General features: G+C 61.2%; 12 protein-coding genes. 7 read left to right on the forward strand and 5 right to left on the reverse strand.

The features are described from left to right. Positions 1 to 9 precede the first annotated feature (9 nt). Complete coding sequence (locus ACTQXI_RS07690) at positions 10 to 246, forward strand: FmdB family zinc ribbon protein (RefSeq protein ID WP_154518065.1); 237 nt, start codon at positions 10 to 12, stop codon at positions 244 to 246. Positions 247 to 706: 460 nt separating this feature from the next. Here the strand turns inward: ACTQXI_RS07690 and ACTQXI_RS07695 are convergent, their stop codons facing one another. The 5 genes from ACTQXI_RS07695 to gltX form a co-directional block, all read right to left on the reverse strand. Beyond that, positions 707 to 2,107, reverse strand: coding sequence for an RsmB/NOP family class I SAM-dependent RNA methyltransferase (locus ACTQXI_RS07695; protein ID WP_441048454.1), 1,401 nt, complete (start codon positions 2,105 to 2,107; stop codon positions 707 to 709). Next, positions 2,104 to 3,024, reverse strand: a complete 921-nt coding sequence (gene fmt, locus ACTQXI_RS07700; protein ID WP_441048455.1) for a methionyl-tRNA formyltransferase — start codon at positions 3,022 to 3,024, stop codon at positions 2,104 to 2,106. The genes ACTQXI_RS07695 and fmt overlap by 4 nt, the downstream gene beginning before the upstream one ends. 362 nt (positions 3,025 to 3,386) lie before the next feature. After that, positions 3,387 to 3,923: a peptide deformylase gene (gene def, locus ACTQXI_RS07705; protein ID WP_441048456.1), complete on the reverse strand. Its 537-nt coding sequence runs from the start codon at positions 3,921 to 3,923 to the stop codon at positions 3,387 to 3,389. Between the two features lie 18 nt (positions 3,924 to 3,941). Beyond that, on the reverse strand, positions 3,942 to 6,395 hold the full coding sequence (priA, locus tag ACTQXI_RS07710; RefSeq protein ID WP_441548480.1) for a replication restart helicase PriA: 2,454 nt from the start codon (positions 6,393 to 6,395) through the stop codon (positions 3,942 to 3,944). Positions 6,396 to 6,483: 88 nt separating this feature from the next. Continuing rightward, complete coding sequence (gene gltX, locus ACTQXI_RS07715) at positions 6,484 to 7,959, reverse strand: glutamate--tRNA ligase (RefSeq protein ID WP_441048458.1); 1,476 nt, start codon at positions 7,957 to 7,959, stop codon at positions 6,484 to 6,486. Between the two features lie 326 nt (positions 7,960 to 8,285). Here gltX and metK point away from each other — a divergent pair, with 326 nt between their 5' ends. The 6 genes from metK to ACTQXI_RS07745 all read left to right on the forward strand — a co-directional run bounded on the left by metK (position 8,286) and on the right by ACTQXI_RS07745 (position 16,906). Further along, the gene (metK, locus tag ACTQXI_RS07720) at positions 8,286 to 9,566 is read left to right on the forward strand and encodes a methionine adenosyltransferase (RefSeq protein ID WP_427747377.1); all 1,281 of its coding nucleotides are present in this window, start codon (positions 8,286 to 8,288) and stop codon (positions 9,564 to 9,566) included. A gap of 311 nt (positions 9,567 to 9,877) precedes the next feature. Then, positions 9,878 to 11,485 carry an L-serine ammonia-lyase, iron-sulfur-dependent, subunit alpha gene (sdaAA, locus tag ACTQXI_RS07725; RefSeq protein ID WP_441548481.1) on the forward strand — a complete coding sequence of 536 codons (1,608 nt, stop codon included), beginning with the start codon at positions 9,878 to 9,880 and terminating at the stop codon, positions 11,483 to 11,485. Between the two features lie 416 nt (positions 11,486 to 11,901). Continuing rightward, a complete protein-coding gene (locus tag ACTQXI_RS07730) occupies positions 11,902 to 13,359 on the forward strand; it encodes a L,D-transpeptidase (protein ID WP_441548482.1) in 1,458 nt (485 codons plus the stop codon). A 129-nt stretch (positions 13,360 to 13,488) separates the two neighbouring features. Next, entirely contained in the window at positions 13,489 to 14,922 is a 1,434-nt protein-coding gene (locus ACTQXI_RS07735; RefSeq protein WP_441548483.1) for an efflux RND transporter periplasmic adaptor subunit, read from the forward strand. Next, the gene (locus tag ACTQXI_RS07740; protein WP_427717357.1) at positions 14,922 to 15,695 is read left to right on the forward strand and encodes an ABC transporter ATP-binding protein; all 774 of its coding nucleotides are present in this window, start codon (positions 14,922 to 14,924) and stop codon (positions 15,693 to 15,695) included. The genes ACTQXI_RS07735 and ACTQXI_RS07740 overlap by 1 nt, the downstream gene beginning before the upstream one ends. Further along, entirely contained in the window at positions 15,692 to 16,906 is a 1,215-nt protein-coding gene (locus ACTQXI_RS07745; RefSeq protein ID WP_441537478.1) for an ABC transporter permease, read from the forward strand. Before ACTQXI_RS07740 ends, ACTQXI_RS07745 begins: the two co-directional genes overlap by 4 nt. Positions 16,907 to 17,118: the final 212 nt, after the last annotated feature.

Here is a 17,118-nt window from a genome sequence, read left to right on the forward strand (position 1 = left end):
GGAAGTATTATGGCGCGCTACGAATATAAGTGCACGAGCTGCGGCAACGTTTTTGAGGTTGAGCACCCCATGTCCGAGACTCCCGAGGTCGTATGCCCCAGCTGCGGCGCCCCGGCATCCAAGACGTTCTCGGCCAGCGGCATTAAGTTCGACGGCAGCGGTTTCTACAACACCGACCAGCGCAGTGGCGGGTCCAGCACCAGCGCCACAAGCGGTTGCTGCGCCGACTGCCCACATAACCACTAGCGACAAGCGGTCCCGACACCCAGGCTTCCTGATGAGTTGCGGTGAAATAGTTCCTGAATCAGCCCTTTCAACGGCCAAACAGGATCCATTTCACCGCAACTTTTCTTTAGATCGGATTTCGGGCTGATGCTAAGTTTGTAACATTTCAAAACCCTGCCGGATTACGGGGCCGAATTGGCAACCTCTATCCATTCCGGTAATTTGCAAATTTCAACAAACCATCTACCTGCGGTTTTATTTAGGCCATTTTTGCTGTGGTCAGGCATCACCAATCTTGCCCCGTAATCCGCTCTACTTTTGATAGCAGCAAGTATGAAAAGGGGCTATTTTTCCCACTCTTTAGCTAATTTGGGACGGGGCTTTTTTAGCTGCCCCAGCTGATGGCGCAAATGTTTGGCCGACTGACGGCCAGGGCAGCTAAAAAAGCCCCGTCCCAAATTAGCTACCCTTGGAATCCGTTTTACTTGCGGACCAGTCTGGCGCAGAAGTGGCCGTCGTAGGAGTCCGCATTAACGGGCACACTTTGGAAGAGGCCTCGAGCGTTTTGGCGCAGGGTGACGAGGCTCTTGGCATGGTCGTACTCGGGGAGCTGCAGAATCTGGGCTTCGGAAAGCGGTGCCACGCTAAAGCCGGCGCCCTCGGGAGAGGCTAGGAAGGCATCAACGACCTGCGTGTTCTCCTCGTCGAAGACCGAGCAGGTGGCATAGATAAGCTCACCGCCGGCAGCCACGCGCGCGGCTGCTTCCTTGAGCATCGTCAGCTGCAGGCGGGGCAACTCAGTCGTAATGTCGCCCTCGGCAAGGCGCCACGGTATCTCGGGATGACGGCGCATGGTGCCGGTGCCCGAGCACGGAGCATCGATAAACACCGTGTCGAACAGGGCAGGCTCGCCAAGCATCGCGTCAAAGGACGTGAGCACCTCATTGAGCTCGCAGGCATCGCCCGACACCGTACGAACACCCGTAATACCCGCCTTATGCAGACGTGCGAGATTCTGGTCGCACTTGCGGTCGTGCAAATCGAGTGCGGTGTGCTGACGGTCGTAACCGGCACGTTTGGCCTGGCACATCATCACATAGGTCTTGGTGCCACGACCGGCGCCAATCTCTAGACAACGCCCGGGACGCGTCGCCGCGGTAGCGATGAGCTGGGCGTTAAGGTCCGAGGCCACGGCGGCTGCGCGCTCAAACACACCCGACGCAACCGTGGCCTGCGCGTCGACCGGCGCATGGCAACCCGGGAACACGGGTGCCACAAGCTGCGAAATGTACGGATCGGGTTTGGCTGCAAAGGCATTCTCGTGCAAAGCCAGCGGCGCGGGCGCCAGATTGCCGGCAAAGCCGAGCGCGCCCTCGGGTGTATCGAACGACGCCATAATGCGAGCGCACAGCCAGCGCGGCATGCCCATCAGGCGAGATAGGCGAACCAAACGACGCTCGGACTCATCGGCATCCGCCGCAGTGGCAAAGTCCTCGACGTTGTTCGCAACCTTATGCAGCACGGCGTTCGCCAGACCGGCGGCAGACTTAGCACCGCTGCGCACGAGCTCAACGCCCTGACTCACCGCAACGCGACCCGGGGTATGCAGGTAGAGCATCTCGAAGGCCGAGATGCGAAGTGCCATGCGCACACGAGGCGCAACCTTTTTGGGCTTATCGAGAAACTGGTCGAGCAGCTCATCCAAAATGCCCTGGGTGGCTGCAACGCCCAGTGCCAAACGAGCAGCGAAAGCAGAATCGCGCTGGTCGATGGCCTTGGCCGAGGCGCGGGACGAGAGCACGTCGCGCGCGTACATGCCGCGGCGATCGGCCTCCATCAAAACATCAAGCGCGAGCTTGCGCGCGGGGGAAAGCTTACTCATGACAAAACACCCCACGAAAGATCCGCACCCTGCAGGCCGGCAGCCCAGGCAGAAGCAGCCATAGCACGCTTACCATCGGGCTTAACCTCGAGCAGTTCGACCGCGCCATCGGACAGGCCCAGGTAGACGCGCTTGGCCTGAACAGCGACGAGCCCCTCGCCAAGCGATACATCTGCCGGCGCGGCATCGAGCACGCGCACGGTCTTGCCGGCAATCACGCAGCGAGCGGGAGCGGTGTCGGAAGAGGCAAGCACATGACGCACGCAATCAAGTGCCCCCATCTGCGGATCCAGACGCATCTCCTGCTTGGAAATCTTGGCAGCATGCGTGACGAGTGATTCATCCTGCTCAGTCCAAACAGCCGAGCCATCGGCAAGCGAGGGAAGCGTATCGGCCAGCAGCCTGCCGCCCAGCTCACCAAGCTCCATCGTGAGCGCCTCGGCATGTTTACCGGCAACCGAGGTCGACACCTGCGCGCAATAAGCGCCCGTATCCACGCCATGCCCAATGCGCATAATGGAAACGCCGGCAACCTCGTCACCAGCAAGAATGGCACGCTGAATGGGAGCAGCGCCACGCCAACGGGGCAGCAGCGAAGCATGAACATTCACAATACCGAGCGGCGCCATATGCAGCACCTCATCGGGCAAAATGCAGCCATAGGCAGCCACACAGAAAATATCGGCATCAGCAGCCTTAAGCCGATCAATAACATCCGGCGTCATACGATTTGCCTCAACAACGGGCAGACCAAGCTCAAGCGCCTTGGCCTTAACAGGAGACGGCTCCAGCTTTTTACCACGCCCGCGAACAGCATCGGGACGCGTAATTACCAGCGTAATTTCATTCCCAGCCTCAACAAGCGAAGTAAGTGACGGCACCGCGAAATCGGGCGTACCCATAAACACAATACGCATAAAGAACGTCTCCCCTCAAACAAAACCGAGACGGCTACAAATAACAGCGGAAAGCCAAGTCGCCAGCCCATCCGCAATAACAATTCAACAAGAACAAATATACCCAAAACCAAAGAAAGAGCCGCAATAAAAGCAGCTCTTCCGACAAAGCAATTATCAGCGAAGACGCCCCTCCCTGGCCCGACGGCACCCGAGCGAAAAGGAGCACGAAAACGCAGTCCCCTTCCGCCGCAGGGCTTAGGTTGTTGCTCCACGCGCAGTTCCGCACGAGCCGAAGAGCACTTAATGTGCTCTTCGTGCGAGCAGGACTGTTTGAGCATGGAGCAAAACCTAAGCCCTGCGGCGGAAGGGGACGGTGGGACCTACTCCGTCTCGCCCGGTCGAGCGCCGCGGGCCAGGGCGTCCTGGTACTCCTTGACGGCCTTGATGCGCTGCATCGGCTTGAGTCGCTCGAACATGGTGTTGCCGTGCAGGTGATCGATCTCGTGCTGCAGGCACACGCAGAATAGGTCGCCCGAGGCCTCATAGCGAATCAGGTTGGCATCCAGATCGTATGCCTCGACAACGACATGGTCGGGACGCTCGATCTCGCAGCTAATGCCAGGGATGGAAAGGCAGCCCTCGCTAAACGGCACCAGATGGTCACTCTGCTCAACAATGACAGGGTTGATGAGCACGTACGGGTCATAGTCGTTCTTGTCGGTGTAGTCGCAGTCGATGGTGACGAGCTGGATGAGCTCGCCGATCTGCGGGGCAGCCAGGCCGCAACCGCCGTTGTCGAACATCATCTTCTTCATCTTCTCGGCAAGCGCCTCAATCGCCGGGGTGATCTCATCGATGACGGCGCACTCCTGGCGCAAACGAGGGTCAGGCGACAATACGATTCCGTTGGCTTCCATGGCCATCCTTTCGGGTTGTTACATCAAATCATAGGCGTCGACGTCAACGCTCACGCTCACGCCGCGCACGGAGCCCACCTCTTTGAGGCAGGCGTCGATATCATCAGAGACATGGTACCCTACCGGCGACTTTACAAGCAGATGGAAGCGATAACGGTCTTTGGCTCTCTCGATTACACACGAAGCGGGGCCCAGCACCTGGGGCACGGCGCTCCCCGCTCGCAAAAAGTCGGGCGCGGCGGCATGCCAGCGGCGCTTGAGGAGCTTTGCGATGCGCCCAATGTAGTCCTGCGCATTATCACGATTCGCCGACCACACCAAAATGTTGACAAGACGCACGAAAGGCGGGTACAGGGCGTCGCGGCGCTGGTCCAGGTCGTAGTCGGTAAAGATCGAACGATCGTGCTCGGCGACGGCGCGAATGACCGGGTCCTCGGGCAGATATGTCTGGATGATAACCTCGCCGGGACGATCGCCGCGACCGGCGCGACCGGCGACCTGTTCCAGCAAATCGTAGGCGCGCTCCCCTGCCCTAAAATCGGGCAGCTTTAACGCAAAGTCGGCATTGACCACGCCCACGAGCGTGACCTCGGGAAAATCGAGGCCCTTGGCAATCATCTGGGTACCCAGCAGCACCGCGCAATCGGCGGCATCGAACTGCTCGAGTAGTTTTTTGTGCGCATCCTTGCCGCGTGTGGAATCGGCGTCCATGCGAATGATGGCGACATCGTCGGGCATCATCTGGTGTAGGGCGTCCTCGATCTGCTGCGTACCCAGCCCCATTTTTGCCAGGTAGCGGCTGCCGCACTTGGGACAACGACTCGTGGGCGCCGGATAGGGCTGCACGCGCCAGGACGATCCGCAGGTGTGGCACTGCAGTGTGTGCGTGCGCTCGTGGTACGTGAGCGCGGTAGAACAGTGGTTGCAGGTGGGGACGCAGCCGCACTCACGGCACATCAAAAACGGCGCAAAACCGCGGCGGTTGTGCAGCAGTACGGCCTTCTCGCGGCGCTCGATCACACGCTCCAAGCCCTCCATCAGCGGTTTTGAGAACATGGAGCGGCTGCCGTGCGCGAACTCGCGGCGCAGATCGGCAATGCGGACCGTGGGCAGCACGGCGTGTCCCGGGCGCTCGGGCATCTCGACACGCGTCCAGGTGGCACCGTTGTACATACCGCGGCGACAGCGGTCGAGGGCCTCGGCCGAGGGCGTGGCGGAGCCCAACACGAGCGGGCACCGATAGCGGCGCGCCATCTCGGCAGCCACCTCGCGCGCATGGTAGCGCGGGCTGGAGCCCTGCTTGTAGCTGGTCTCGTGCTCCTCGTCGATGATGATGAGGCCAAGATCGCTGAGCGGGCAAAAGAGCGCCGAGCGGGCGCCCACGACCACGCGCGCGGCACCGCTGGCAACCATATCCCACTGGTCCAGACGCTCGCCGGCCGAAAGACGCGAGTGGAAGACCGCGACCGACTCGCCAAAGCGCGAGCGGAAGCGGCCGACGGTCTGGGCCGTCAGCGAGATCTCGGGCACGAGCACGCAGGCCGAACGGCCGGCCGCCAGCACGCGCTCAATCGCCGAGAGGTAAACCTCGGTTTTGCCGGAACCGGTGACGCCATCGACAAGGACCACGTCGCCATGGGCATCAAGGCGGGCGCGTTCAATCTGGGCGAGCGCCTGCTGCTGGCCGTTGGTGAGAGAGACCGGCGCCTTGCCGCTTGCCGAGGACAACGTGGTCTGCTCGCTACACCCACGCCAGGCGCGGCGCTCCTCCACCACCACGACGCCGCGTTTTTCAAGCGCTTTAATGGTCGCCGACATGCTGTTGTAGAGCAGGTTGAGGTCGCGCGTCGTGACCGGGCCGCATTGGAGCGCGTCGATGAGCTGACGCTGACGGACCGCTGCCTTGGGCGGCGTGTAGTCGAATCCCTCGGGCGTGAGCATGACCCAACGGTTTTGGATGGGTTTTACGGCGGGGCGCTCAACGGCCCACACGCCGTCATCGCCTTTCACGACACGCGGGCTGCCTCCCGGAGGCAAGAACAGACGCAGGCACTCGGAAAGCGTCGCGACGTACTCGTGGCTCATCCAGCGCGCAATGCGTGCAGCCTCGGCGGTAAAGAGCGGCTTGCTGAGGATGGCCTCGATGGGCTTGATGCGCAAGGGGTCGAGAGTGTCGTTGCCTTGCAGGTCGCCCAGCCCGGGCGCGATATCGACGATATAGCCCGCGGCCGCACGGTTGCCAAAGTGGACCAGGACCGTGGACCCGATCTGGGCATCGTTGGCAAAGGACTGCGGGATGCCGTAGTCGAAGGGCTCGGAGAGCGCACGGGTCGGGATGTCGAGGACCACGCTCGCGTAGGCGGAGACGGGTTCGGGTGCGAGCTCGGGCTGCGCCGGGGCGGCGGCAGGGACCGCGGACCTCGGAGCTTCATCCGGTTCCGGCGAACCAAACAGCGACAGTTGCTCGGCCATGGTCTCTGTACCTCCCATCCCATACGTCTTTAGAAACAAGAGCCCCGCTCGGGTGAACGGGGCTCAGAAACATGCGTTTACGCAGCTGCTACAGCGCCATCGTGCGGGCGCGGTCGATGCGCGCCAAGCAGTCGTCGCGGCCGACGAGCGCCATGGTCTCGCCCAGCGGGGGGCTCACCATGTTACCGCAGACGGCGACGCGCACAGCCTGGAACACCACGCGCTTCTTGAGGTCCATCTGCTCGGGCAGCGGCTCAAGCGCGGCGTCGATGTTGGCAGCCGTCCACTCATCCACGCCCTCGAGCGCGGCCTTGGCGGCATCCAGAATGGCGCCCATGCCTTCCTTGGCCAAACCCTTGTTGACAGACTTCTCGTCATACTCGAGCGTCTCGGCCGTGGCAAAGATGGGGGCGGCGACGGTCACGGCGTCGACCGGCATCTTGGTGCGCGGCTTGACGATGGCGGCAAGCGCGTCGATCCAGTCCTCGCCGTACTCGATGTTACCCTCGATCATGCCGGCCTCGTGCAGCTCGGGGATCATGACCTCGTCGGCAAACTGGGCGTCGGACATGTTGTTGATGTACTCGGCATTGACCCAGTCGAGCTTTTTGGGGTCGAAGGTCGCGGGGTTCTTGGAGATGCGGTCGAGCGAGAACTTGCTGGCCAGGACATCGCGCGGGATGATCGTGGTCTCGCCGTCGAGCGACCAGCCGAGCAGCGCCAGGTAGTTAACGAACGCGTCGGACAGGTAGCCGGCGTCGCGGTACTCCTCCACCGAGGTGGCGCCGTGGCGTTTAGAGAGCTTCTTGCCGTCGGCACCCAAGATCATGGAGATGTGGGCGAACGTGGGAACGGGCGCGCCGAGGGCCTCGTAAACCATGACCTGGCGCGGGGTGTTGGACAGATGGTCGTCGCCGCGGATGACATGGGTGATCTTCATCATGGCGTCGTCGACGACGGTCGCGAAGTTATAGGTGGGCGTGCCATCGGAGCGGAAGATGACGAAGTCGTCGAGCTCCTTGGCGTCGAAGGTCACCTCGCCGTGGACGGCGTCGTGGATGACGACATCGCCGCGGTCCTCGGGCACCTTGATGCGAAGGACGTAGGGCTCGCCGGCCTCGATGCGGTGGCGTGCCTCCTCGGGATCGAGATCGCGACAGCGGCGCTGATAGCCCTGGAAGGGGTCTTTACGCTCCTGAGCGGCCTTACGGTCGGCCTCGAGCTGCTCCTTGGTGCAGAAGCAGGGATAGGCCTTGCCCTCGTCCCAAAGCTTCTGGGCGGCCTGCTTGTACAGGTCCAGGCGCTCGGTCTGGGCATAGGGGCCAAAGTCGCCGCCAACCTCGGGGCCCTCGTCCCAGTCCAGGCCCAGCCAACGCATAGCGCGCAGAATGATCTGCGTGTTCTCGTCGGTAGAGCGGGTGGGATCGGTGTCGTCGATGCGCAGGATGAACGTGCCGCCGTTTGCGCGGGCAAAAGCCCAGTTATAGATAGCGGTGCGGGCGCCGCCGATATGCAGCTTGCCCGTCGGTGAGGGTGCAAAGCGGACGCGAACGTCTGATGCCATGGAAATCTCCTCGATTGCAGGATGGATGTCTAACCGCACCAGTATAAAGCAACAATGCCCACCTCCGCACAAAGGGCACCGACCCAGTCATCGAAGCCGGGTAGCTAATTTGGGACGGGGCTTTTTTAGCTGCCCCGGCAGGCTATCGGCTAAACCAGCAAACAATCAGCCGGGGTAGCTAAAAAAGCCCCGTCCCAAATTAGCTACCTAATGAGTAGGTGCGGAAAGGGTGTGAATGTTGGATTTACGCGCTATGATGTGCCCCTGCATACAGAGCCCAGCGGAATGGTAACGGTCGCTGGGACACGTTATTCGAAAGGACAATCATGTCAGAAGAGCTTCGTTCCATCCCGCCCCAGCAGGGGTCTTTTGTGTTTACGTCGGAGTCGGTGACCGAAGGCCATCCCGATAAGATCGCCGACCAGATCAGCGATGCCGTCCTCGACGCAATCCTCGCCAAAGAAATAGAGCTGCAGGAGCAGGGCTATATTGCGCCCAACGGCGTGCCCGCCAATGTGGAAAACGTCCGCTGCGCCTGCGAGACCCTCGTGACCACCGGCACCGTCATCGTCGCCGGAGAGATTCGCACCCAAGCATACGTCGACGTGCAGGAAATCGCCCGTGGCGTCATCCGCCGCATCGGCTACAACCGCGCCAAGTTTGGCTTTGACTGCGATACCTGCGGCGTCATGAGCCTCATCCACGAGCAGTCCCCCGATATCGCCCAGGGCGTCGACGAGTCATTTGAGACCCAGACCGGCGCTACCACCGACCCGATCGACCTGATCGGTGCCGGCGACCAGGGCATGATGTTTGGCTACGCCTCCAACGAGACCAAGACCCTCATGCCCATGCCGCACTACCTGGCAAGCCGCCTGGCGGAACGCCTGTCCGCCGTGCGCCACGACGGCACCCTGCCCTATCTGCGCCCCGACGGCAAGACCCAGGTCACCGTGCGCTACGAGGACGGAAAGCCCGTGGAGGTCACAACCATCGTCATCTCCACGCAGCACGCTGCCGAAGTTGAGGACATGGGCAAGATCAAGGCCGACCTCATCGAGCATGTCATCGCACCCGTCATGGATGCCGAGAACATGCCGTGGGATGGCGCCGATATCTATGTGAACCCCACCGGCCGCTTTGTCGTGGGCGGCCCCATGGGCGACACGGGCCTGACCGGCCGCAAGATCATCGTCGACACCTACGGCGGCTACGGCCGTCACGGCGGCGGCGCCTTTAGCGGCAAGGACTGCACCAAGGTCGACCGCTCTGCCGCGTACGCCGCTCGCTGGGTCGCCAAGAACGTAGTCGCCGCCGGCCTGGCCGATCGCTGCGAGGTCGAGCTGGCCTACGCCATCGGCGTGTCCAAGCCGCTGTCGATCATGGTCGACACCTTTGGCACCGCGCATGTTGCCGAGGACAAGATCGTCGAGGCCGTGGAGAAGACCTTTGACCTACGCCCGGGCGCAATCATCCGCGACCTGGACCTGCGTCGCCCCATCTATGAAAAGACGGCAGCCTACGGTCACTTTGGCCGCGAAGACGCCGACTTTACCTGGGAGAAAACGGACCGCATCGACGAACTCAAAGCAGCCTGCGGCCTGTAAGCTAACGAGAAAAGCCACAGCCAAATAAAAACGCACCAAAAAGAGGTACCGGAACAACCGGTACCTTTTTATTTACACGGTGGTGAAGATGTGTCGATACGCAAGGTAAGACACATCCCTAGCTAATGAATTTTGCCATCTAGCAGCTCCAACCATGTATCCTTAGTCCCGAGGGGCGGGGCATAAGGTCGATCGCGAGTTCCGCACGAGCCGGAGAGCACTTAATGTGCTCTCCGTGCGAGCAGGACTGTCCGAGCAGGCGACCTTATGCCCCGCTCCTCGGGACGACGAGACAAGGCAAAGGAGCAGCCATGGCAGGAAAGCCGCAAACACTAGCTACGACCTCGGCATTCGAGATCTTGGGCCCCATCATGGTCGGCCCCAGCTCATCGCACACCGCCGGCGCCCTGCGTTGCGCCCAGGTTGCCGCCAGCCTGCTGGAAGGCCGCATCACCAAGGTCACCTTTGGCCTGTGGAACTCCTTTGCCCACACCTACCGCGGCCATGGCACCGACCGCGCACTCGTCGCGGGCATCTTGGGCCTCGATACCGACGACGAAAACATCAAGCAGGCCTTTGACCTCGCGCGCGAGCGGGGCCTCAGCTATCACTTTGACATTAAGGGCGACGACGCCTCCATCCACCCCAACACCGTCGACATCGACATGGTCGATGACACGGGCGCCACGGCGCAGGTCCGCGGCGAGAGCCTTGGCGGCGGCAAGATGCGCATCAGCCGCATCAACGGCGTCGGCGTCGATATCTCGGGCATGTATTCCACCCTGTTTGTGGCGCACCAGGATGTCCCCGGCGTTCTCGCCGCGCTCACAAACCAGCTCGCCTACGCACACGTAAACATTGCCTTCTGCCGCACCTACCGAACCGAGGTAGGCGGCCAAGCTTATTCCGTCTTTGAGACCGACGGCACCCCCGATGACATCGTCGTTCCCATGCTACGCATGCTCGACAATGTCGATTACGCCACCTTCATTGAGCTTCCCGGCTCGGCCTCATCGCTCTCCCCCGGCGTTTCCGCCAAGGAAATCTTCGACGATGGCGAACAGCTCCTCGACGCCTGCGCCGAGCTGGGCCTCAACATTGGCGCCGTCATGGCCGTACGCGAAGCCCGCCTGACCGGCGAGCAGCACGCCGTCGCCGCCATGCGCCGCGTACTCGAGGTCATGCGCGAGGAGACAACGGCGCCCATCGCCGCACCGCAGCGCTCGCTCGGCGGGCTTATCGGCGGCGAGGCAAAACTCGTCGACGCCACATGCCGCAACGATCTGAGCACAAACCTGATGGGCGCCGTCCAAACCGAAGCCGTAGCCCGCGCCATGGCCGTGCTTGAGCGCTCTGCCGCCATGGGCGTCATCGTCGCCGCCCCCACGGCCGGCTCTGCGGGCGTCGTGCCCGGCTGCGTGTTGGCGCTCGCCGACCATCTACAGCTCGATGACGAACAGGTCATGGACGCACTCTACTGCTCTGCCGCGATTGGTCTCAACCTCACCACAAGTGCCTGCGTCGCCGGTGCCGAAGGCGGATGTCAGGCTGAGGTGGGCAGCGCCGCCGCCATGGCCGCTGCCGCGCTAGTCCAGATGCTGGGCGGCACGCCCGAGCAGGCACTCGACGCTAGCTCTATCGCACTGAGCAATCTGCTTGGTCTTGTATGCGATCCCGTGGGCGGCCTTGTCGAAGTGCCATGCCAAAACCGCAACGCGATCGGCGTGGCGGCCGCATTTAGCTCGGCGCAGCTCGCCCTTGCCGGCATTAAGAGCCTGGTGCCGTTTGACCAGATGGCACACGTCATGCTCTCGGTGGGCCACGCGTTGCCGGCCACGCTGCGCGAGACGGCAAAGGGCGGCATCGCGCAGGCTCCGGCCGCGCTTTCGGCTTGCGCTAAATGCGGCGTGTGCGGATAAAGACCAGTCCAAAACAAGAGGTGGGACAAATGTCCAACCTCTTGCCAATGCCACCGTTTCAATACCACAAACAACTAGGTAATCGCTATAATGCAAGCCCAGTAAAAACACGATGAGCCGCAAGGCGAAATTCGAAGGATATGCATACGATGTCGCAAAACGACCGCACCCAACTGATTCCCGATCCGCAGCAGCCGAGCAGGCACACCGGCGGCGTCCAGTCGCCGCGCCCCATTACGCCAACGCGTAGCACAAAGCATGGTTCGGGAAACACCTCACAGCGCCAGAACCCCCATGCATATCAGCAGCGTCAGAGCAATAAAGCGACTAAGCACGCGCCTTCACACACGCAAAACCATCATAAGGGCCCCCGTGGGTCAGAGAACCACGCCAACGGGAAAAAATCCGGGGCCAAAATGACCCTTTTCGTTGCTCTGGGCCTCATTGTTGTCGTTTACATTGTTGGCGTTGTCGCATTTTCGCAGGTAGCCTACCCCAACACCACCATTGCCGGCGTCGACGTCTCGTTCTCCAACGCTTCGTCTGCTGCCACTAAGGTCAACTCGGCATGGAAGCACTATAAACTCACGGTGACAGGCGATGACTTTAACTGGAGCTATCAGCCCGAGTCCGATGAACCCATCGTCGACGGCGAAGCTGCCGCAAAAGAAATCATCAGCCGCAACGAAGCCTTTATATGGCCGGTCCGCCTTGTGGAATCCTTAAGCGGCAAGACCAAAACAACCGCCACCTCCAACGAAGTCGATCTTGAACAAGACGTCGACCTGTCCATGCTCTCTGACACCTTTGACCAAAAGAAGTTTGAGGAGGATCTGGGCGCCGCCATTGACGAGTTTAACGAGGGCCGTTCGGGTACGTTCGAGGCCAATAGCTCCTATGACGAGCAAGCCGGCAAGTTTACCGTCGAGAAGGCGCGCTCCAACGAAAAACTCAACCGCGAGCATGTCATTAAGTATGCCGAGCTCGAGCTTGCCTCGCTGGCCGAGACCGTAGATCTTTCCAAGCTCGGCAACGATGCCTATGAGCCGCTCAACGGAACGCTGACCAATGATCAGATTCAGGCCGCATGCGATGCCGCCAACAACTTCTTGGGCGTCAACGTGACCCTCAAGCTCAACGGCGAGGATGCCGGCAAGGTCGACGGCAGCTCCGTGTTGCAGTGGATCAGCTTTGCCGATCCGGCCAACCCCACACTCGATACGTCGCAGATCGGTAGCTGGGCAGCCGAGCTCGCCAACGGCTTTAATACCGTGGGCACCACCCGCTGGTGGACGCGTGCCGACGGCAAAGAATGTGCCGTCGAGGGCGGTGACTTTGGCTGGTCCGTCGATAGCGACGCACTCGCCAAGCAGGTCGAGGACGCCATTAACAACAAGCAGACCGGCGAAATCGAGATTAAGTACTCCCAGAAGGCCGACACCTATACCGCAAAGGGAGAGCCCGACTGGAAGGCGTATATCGACGTCGACCTGTCCGAGCAGCACGCGCGCTACTATGACGAGAACGGTAATATCGTTTGGGAGGCCAACTTTATCTCGGGCAAACCGGGAGAGGATGCCACCCCCGAGGGCGTTTGGCAGATCAATAGCAATGACGGCGCAAGCAAGCTCATCGGTGCCAAAGACCCAAAGACCGGAAAACCAAAATACGAAAGCCCCGTGTCATATTGGATGCCGTTTGAAGGCAACATGGTTGGTTTCCATGATGCAACATGGCAAAACGATCAGAGCTTTGACGACCCAAATTCGTACAAATGGTGCGGCAGCCACGGTTGCATCAACTTGCGTCTGGCCGATGCCAAGGCACTCCACGATTGCATCAACGTAGGCCTATGCGTGGTCGTGCACTCGTAGGGAAACACGCCTTCGCACAACGGGGAACTGACGCTCCAATCTAACAGTTCCGAAAGAATCCGCCATATGCACCCGCTTCTCGCGACGGGCGCATATACTTATCGAAGAACTTTCTATAAAGGAGACGCCATGTCGAATGTCCCCACCATCACCCCGGGACCGAATGATACCGAGCGAGCGCCCGAGGGTGCCACCGAAACGCTTCCCCTCATAACAAACATGCGCGCCACACAGCAAAACGGCAGCACAAGCGATGCAACCGAGATTTCTGACGAAGAGGCCTACGCCAAGCTCAAGGCGAAGCGTGCCGAGCGTCGGCGCAAAAAGCTCATCCGACGCGGCATTGCGGCCGGCGTCGTGGCCGCCATTGTGCTCATCGCCGTTGTCGTAACCTTCGTCATTAACGCACGGCCCGCAGGTACCAACGGGCCGGTGACCGACATGGTCACCGAGGGTACATTTACGACCACCGTCGAGGCTAAAGGCCAGCTCAAGCCTATCTCGGCTTCGGTGGTCTCCCCTTCTGTCGACGGCACGGTGGCATCGATCAACGTATCAGCCGGCCAGTCCGTTAACGAGGGCGATGTGCTCATGACCATTAAAAATGACGAGCTCGATCGCAACGTTGCCGAGGCGCAGCGCGCGGTGGCGGCGGCACAGGAAGACCTCGCCAACGCGCAGAAAGCGGTAGCTGCCGCCCAAGCCGCTCCGGCGACTGACACAGATGCGGCAGGCGCAAGTGGCGCCAGCGGTAGCACCGGCACGAGTGCCGACACGAGCGCCATCTCGAGCGCCCAACGTAACCTGGCCTCGGCCCAGGCGACCCTGGACCAGGCCAACGCCAAAGCCGCCGAGCGCACTGTGACCGCGCCCAGCTCGGGCAGCATCGTCGAGCTCAACGCCAAGGTCGGCGCCACGGTGACGGGCGGCATGATTATGGGCGAAGGCGATACGACCGGCGGCAAGCAGTGCATGCAGATCGCTGACCTCTCCAAGACGAAGGTCACCGTTCAGGTGGGCGAAAAGGATATCGCCAAGATCGCAGTGGGCCAGAGCGCCAACGTTACCTATCCGGCCTTTCCCGATATCGTGAGCCAGGGAACGGTCACGACAATCGCTTCGGTGGCAAACTCCGACTCCACCTACGGTGGCGGCGGTAGCGTGACCTATAACGTCGATATTTTGATTGACGCGCCCGACGCGCGCCTCAAGCCGGGCATGACCGCCGAGGTCTCGGTGGTAACCGAGCAGCTCGACGATGTGGTGATGGTGCCGACCATGGCGCTCATGACCGAGGATGGCGAGCACTATTACGTCAACGTGGCAACCGACGGTGAAGGCAAGGAGATGCGCCGCGTGAAGGTGACCATTGTGACGCAAAACGAAAACGACGCCGTGGTCGGCAAGACGCAGGTCAAGCGCGACGACCAGGGCAATGAGATCAACGCAGACGTACCGGTTACCAAGCTGCGCGACGGCGACACCCTCATCGTGGACACCGGCGCAGGCATGACGGCCGACGGCGACGACTCTGGCAGCATGTCTGCCGACGAGGGCTTGTAATGCGTCCCGTCATCAACATCCGCAACGTGCATCGCATTTTTGAGAGCGAGGCCGGCTGCGCCCATATCCTGCATAACGTGAGCCTGGCAGTGAATCCCGGCGAATTCGTGGCCATTACCGGCCCTTCTGGCTCGGGCAAGTCAACGCTCATGAACATCCTGGGCTGCCTGGACAAGCCAACGGCAGGCGATTATTACCTGCAGGGCCTCAACGTGGCGGAGCTCGACGATGACGAGCTCACCGAAGTCCGCGCCCTGAGCATCGGCTTTGTCTTTCAGAGCTTTAACCTGCTGCCGCGCCTATCGGTCATCGAAAACGTCATGCTGCCGCTGTCGTACACCAACGTGCCGCGGGCTCAGCGTGAGATGCGCGCCGTTCATGCGCTGCAAGCCGTCACGCTGCCGGTCGACCACTGGGACCACCGCATCTCCGAGCTCTCAGGCGGACAGATGCAGAGGGTTGCCATCGCGCGCGCCCTCGTCAACGACCCGCCCATCATCCTGGCGGACGAGCCGACGGGAAACCTGGACTCCGCCACCGGAGCGCTCGTGATGGAGACCTTCCACAAACTCCAGGAACGTGGCAAGACCATTGTGCTCATCACGCATGATCCCGGTATCGCCGCCGAGGCCGACCGTGCCGTAACCATTCGCGACGGCCGAATCCACGACGGCGCGTACATCGCGCACGCACCGCAGACCCTGCACGGCGCCATTGATAACCTGCCCATGATTTCCGCACACGCCAATCCGACGAAAGGAGTGAAGGCATGAGCACGTGCGACCTTATCCAAGAAGCCCTTCACTCCCTCGAGGCCAACAAGGGACGCAGCCTACTCACCATCCTGGGCATTGTTATTGGCATCGCCTCCGTCATTGCCATGACCTCGCTTATCGGCGGCATCCAAAACAGCCTGGTCAACAGCCTGGGCCTCAACGCCGCGCGTATGGTGCAGATTTATTCGTCGCAAGAGCTCACCGAGTCGGACGTTGAGAAGCTTCGCAAGATGGTGCCGCAGATCGAGCAGATCGGTATCGTGGACAGTGCCTATACCGAGTACAAGGCCGGTGACAAAAGCTATAACGTCATGGCGCAGGGCGTCGATAGCGACATGCTCGACGCAGTGGGAGCCAGCAAGCTCGTCGCGGGGCGCACCTATACCCAGGCTGAGTCCCAATCTGGCGCACGCGTGGCGCTCATCAGCCGCGGCGGCGCGGACCAGCTGTACGGCAACGAACAGGACGCGCTCGGCAAGACCATCAAGGTGTCGAACGGCGAGGTGCAGATTATCGGCGTTATCGACGGCGGCAGCGACTCCATGGGCTCACTCACGCTCTACATGCCGCGCGAGACCATCTCGGGCCTCTTTGGCGACGAGAACCCGTCTTTTCCCAGCGTAACGGCGCTCGCCGCCGAGGGTACGGACATGGATGAGCTGTGCAAGATGATTGAATCCAAGGTGCGCAGCATGAAGGACATCGCGGATGACGACGAATATGACAGCGTGTCGGCGACCTCAATGAAAAGCGCCATCGACGCCCTCAACTCCTTTATGGGCGCGTTTTCGCTCATCATGGGCGCCGTTGCCAGCATTTCGCTGCTCGTGGGCGGTATCGGCATCATGAACATGATGCTCACCAATGTGACCGAACGCATCCGCGAGATCGGTATTCGTCGAGCCTTGGGTGCCAGCCGTCGCGATATCACCGCACAGTTTTTGGCCGAGTCTTCGGCGCTGTGCATCACCGGCGGTCTGCTAGGTGTCCTGATTGGCTACCTGCTTGCCTGGGGCCTAGCGATGTTCGCCGCGGGTTCCGGCGTGCTTGGCGAACTCGGTGCCAGCGGTACCATAACGCCGAGTTTTTCGATCGCCACGGTGCTGCTGGCCTTTGCGGTCTCCGTCGGCATCGGCGTAATCTTTGGCTTCTACCCCGCCCGCCGGGCCGCAAAACTCGACCCCGTGGAGTGCCTGCGCTACCAGTAATGCAATCCCCCCCCTGAGTTGCGGTGAAATAGGGAGTGTTTTAGCCGTTAAAAGGCCTATTCAGTCCTTATTTCACCGCAACTCGGAGGGGATAAGGCGGCAGTGTCGAGAAAGTTGGTGTAGTGCCCGATCCGAAGCGAGTCGGCCCGGCGTCCCAGAATCTGGAATACGGTTGATATCCTATGCCGCCTCGACCCTGTCCGCAAGCTCGA

Source organism: Collinsella sp. LCP19S3_C9 (assembly GCF_052121575.1).
Taxonomy (GTDB): domain Bacteria; phylum Actinomycetota; class Coriobacteriia; order Coriobacteriales; family Coriobacteriaceae; genus Collinsella.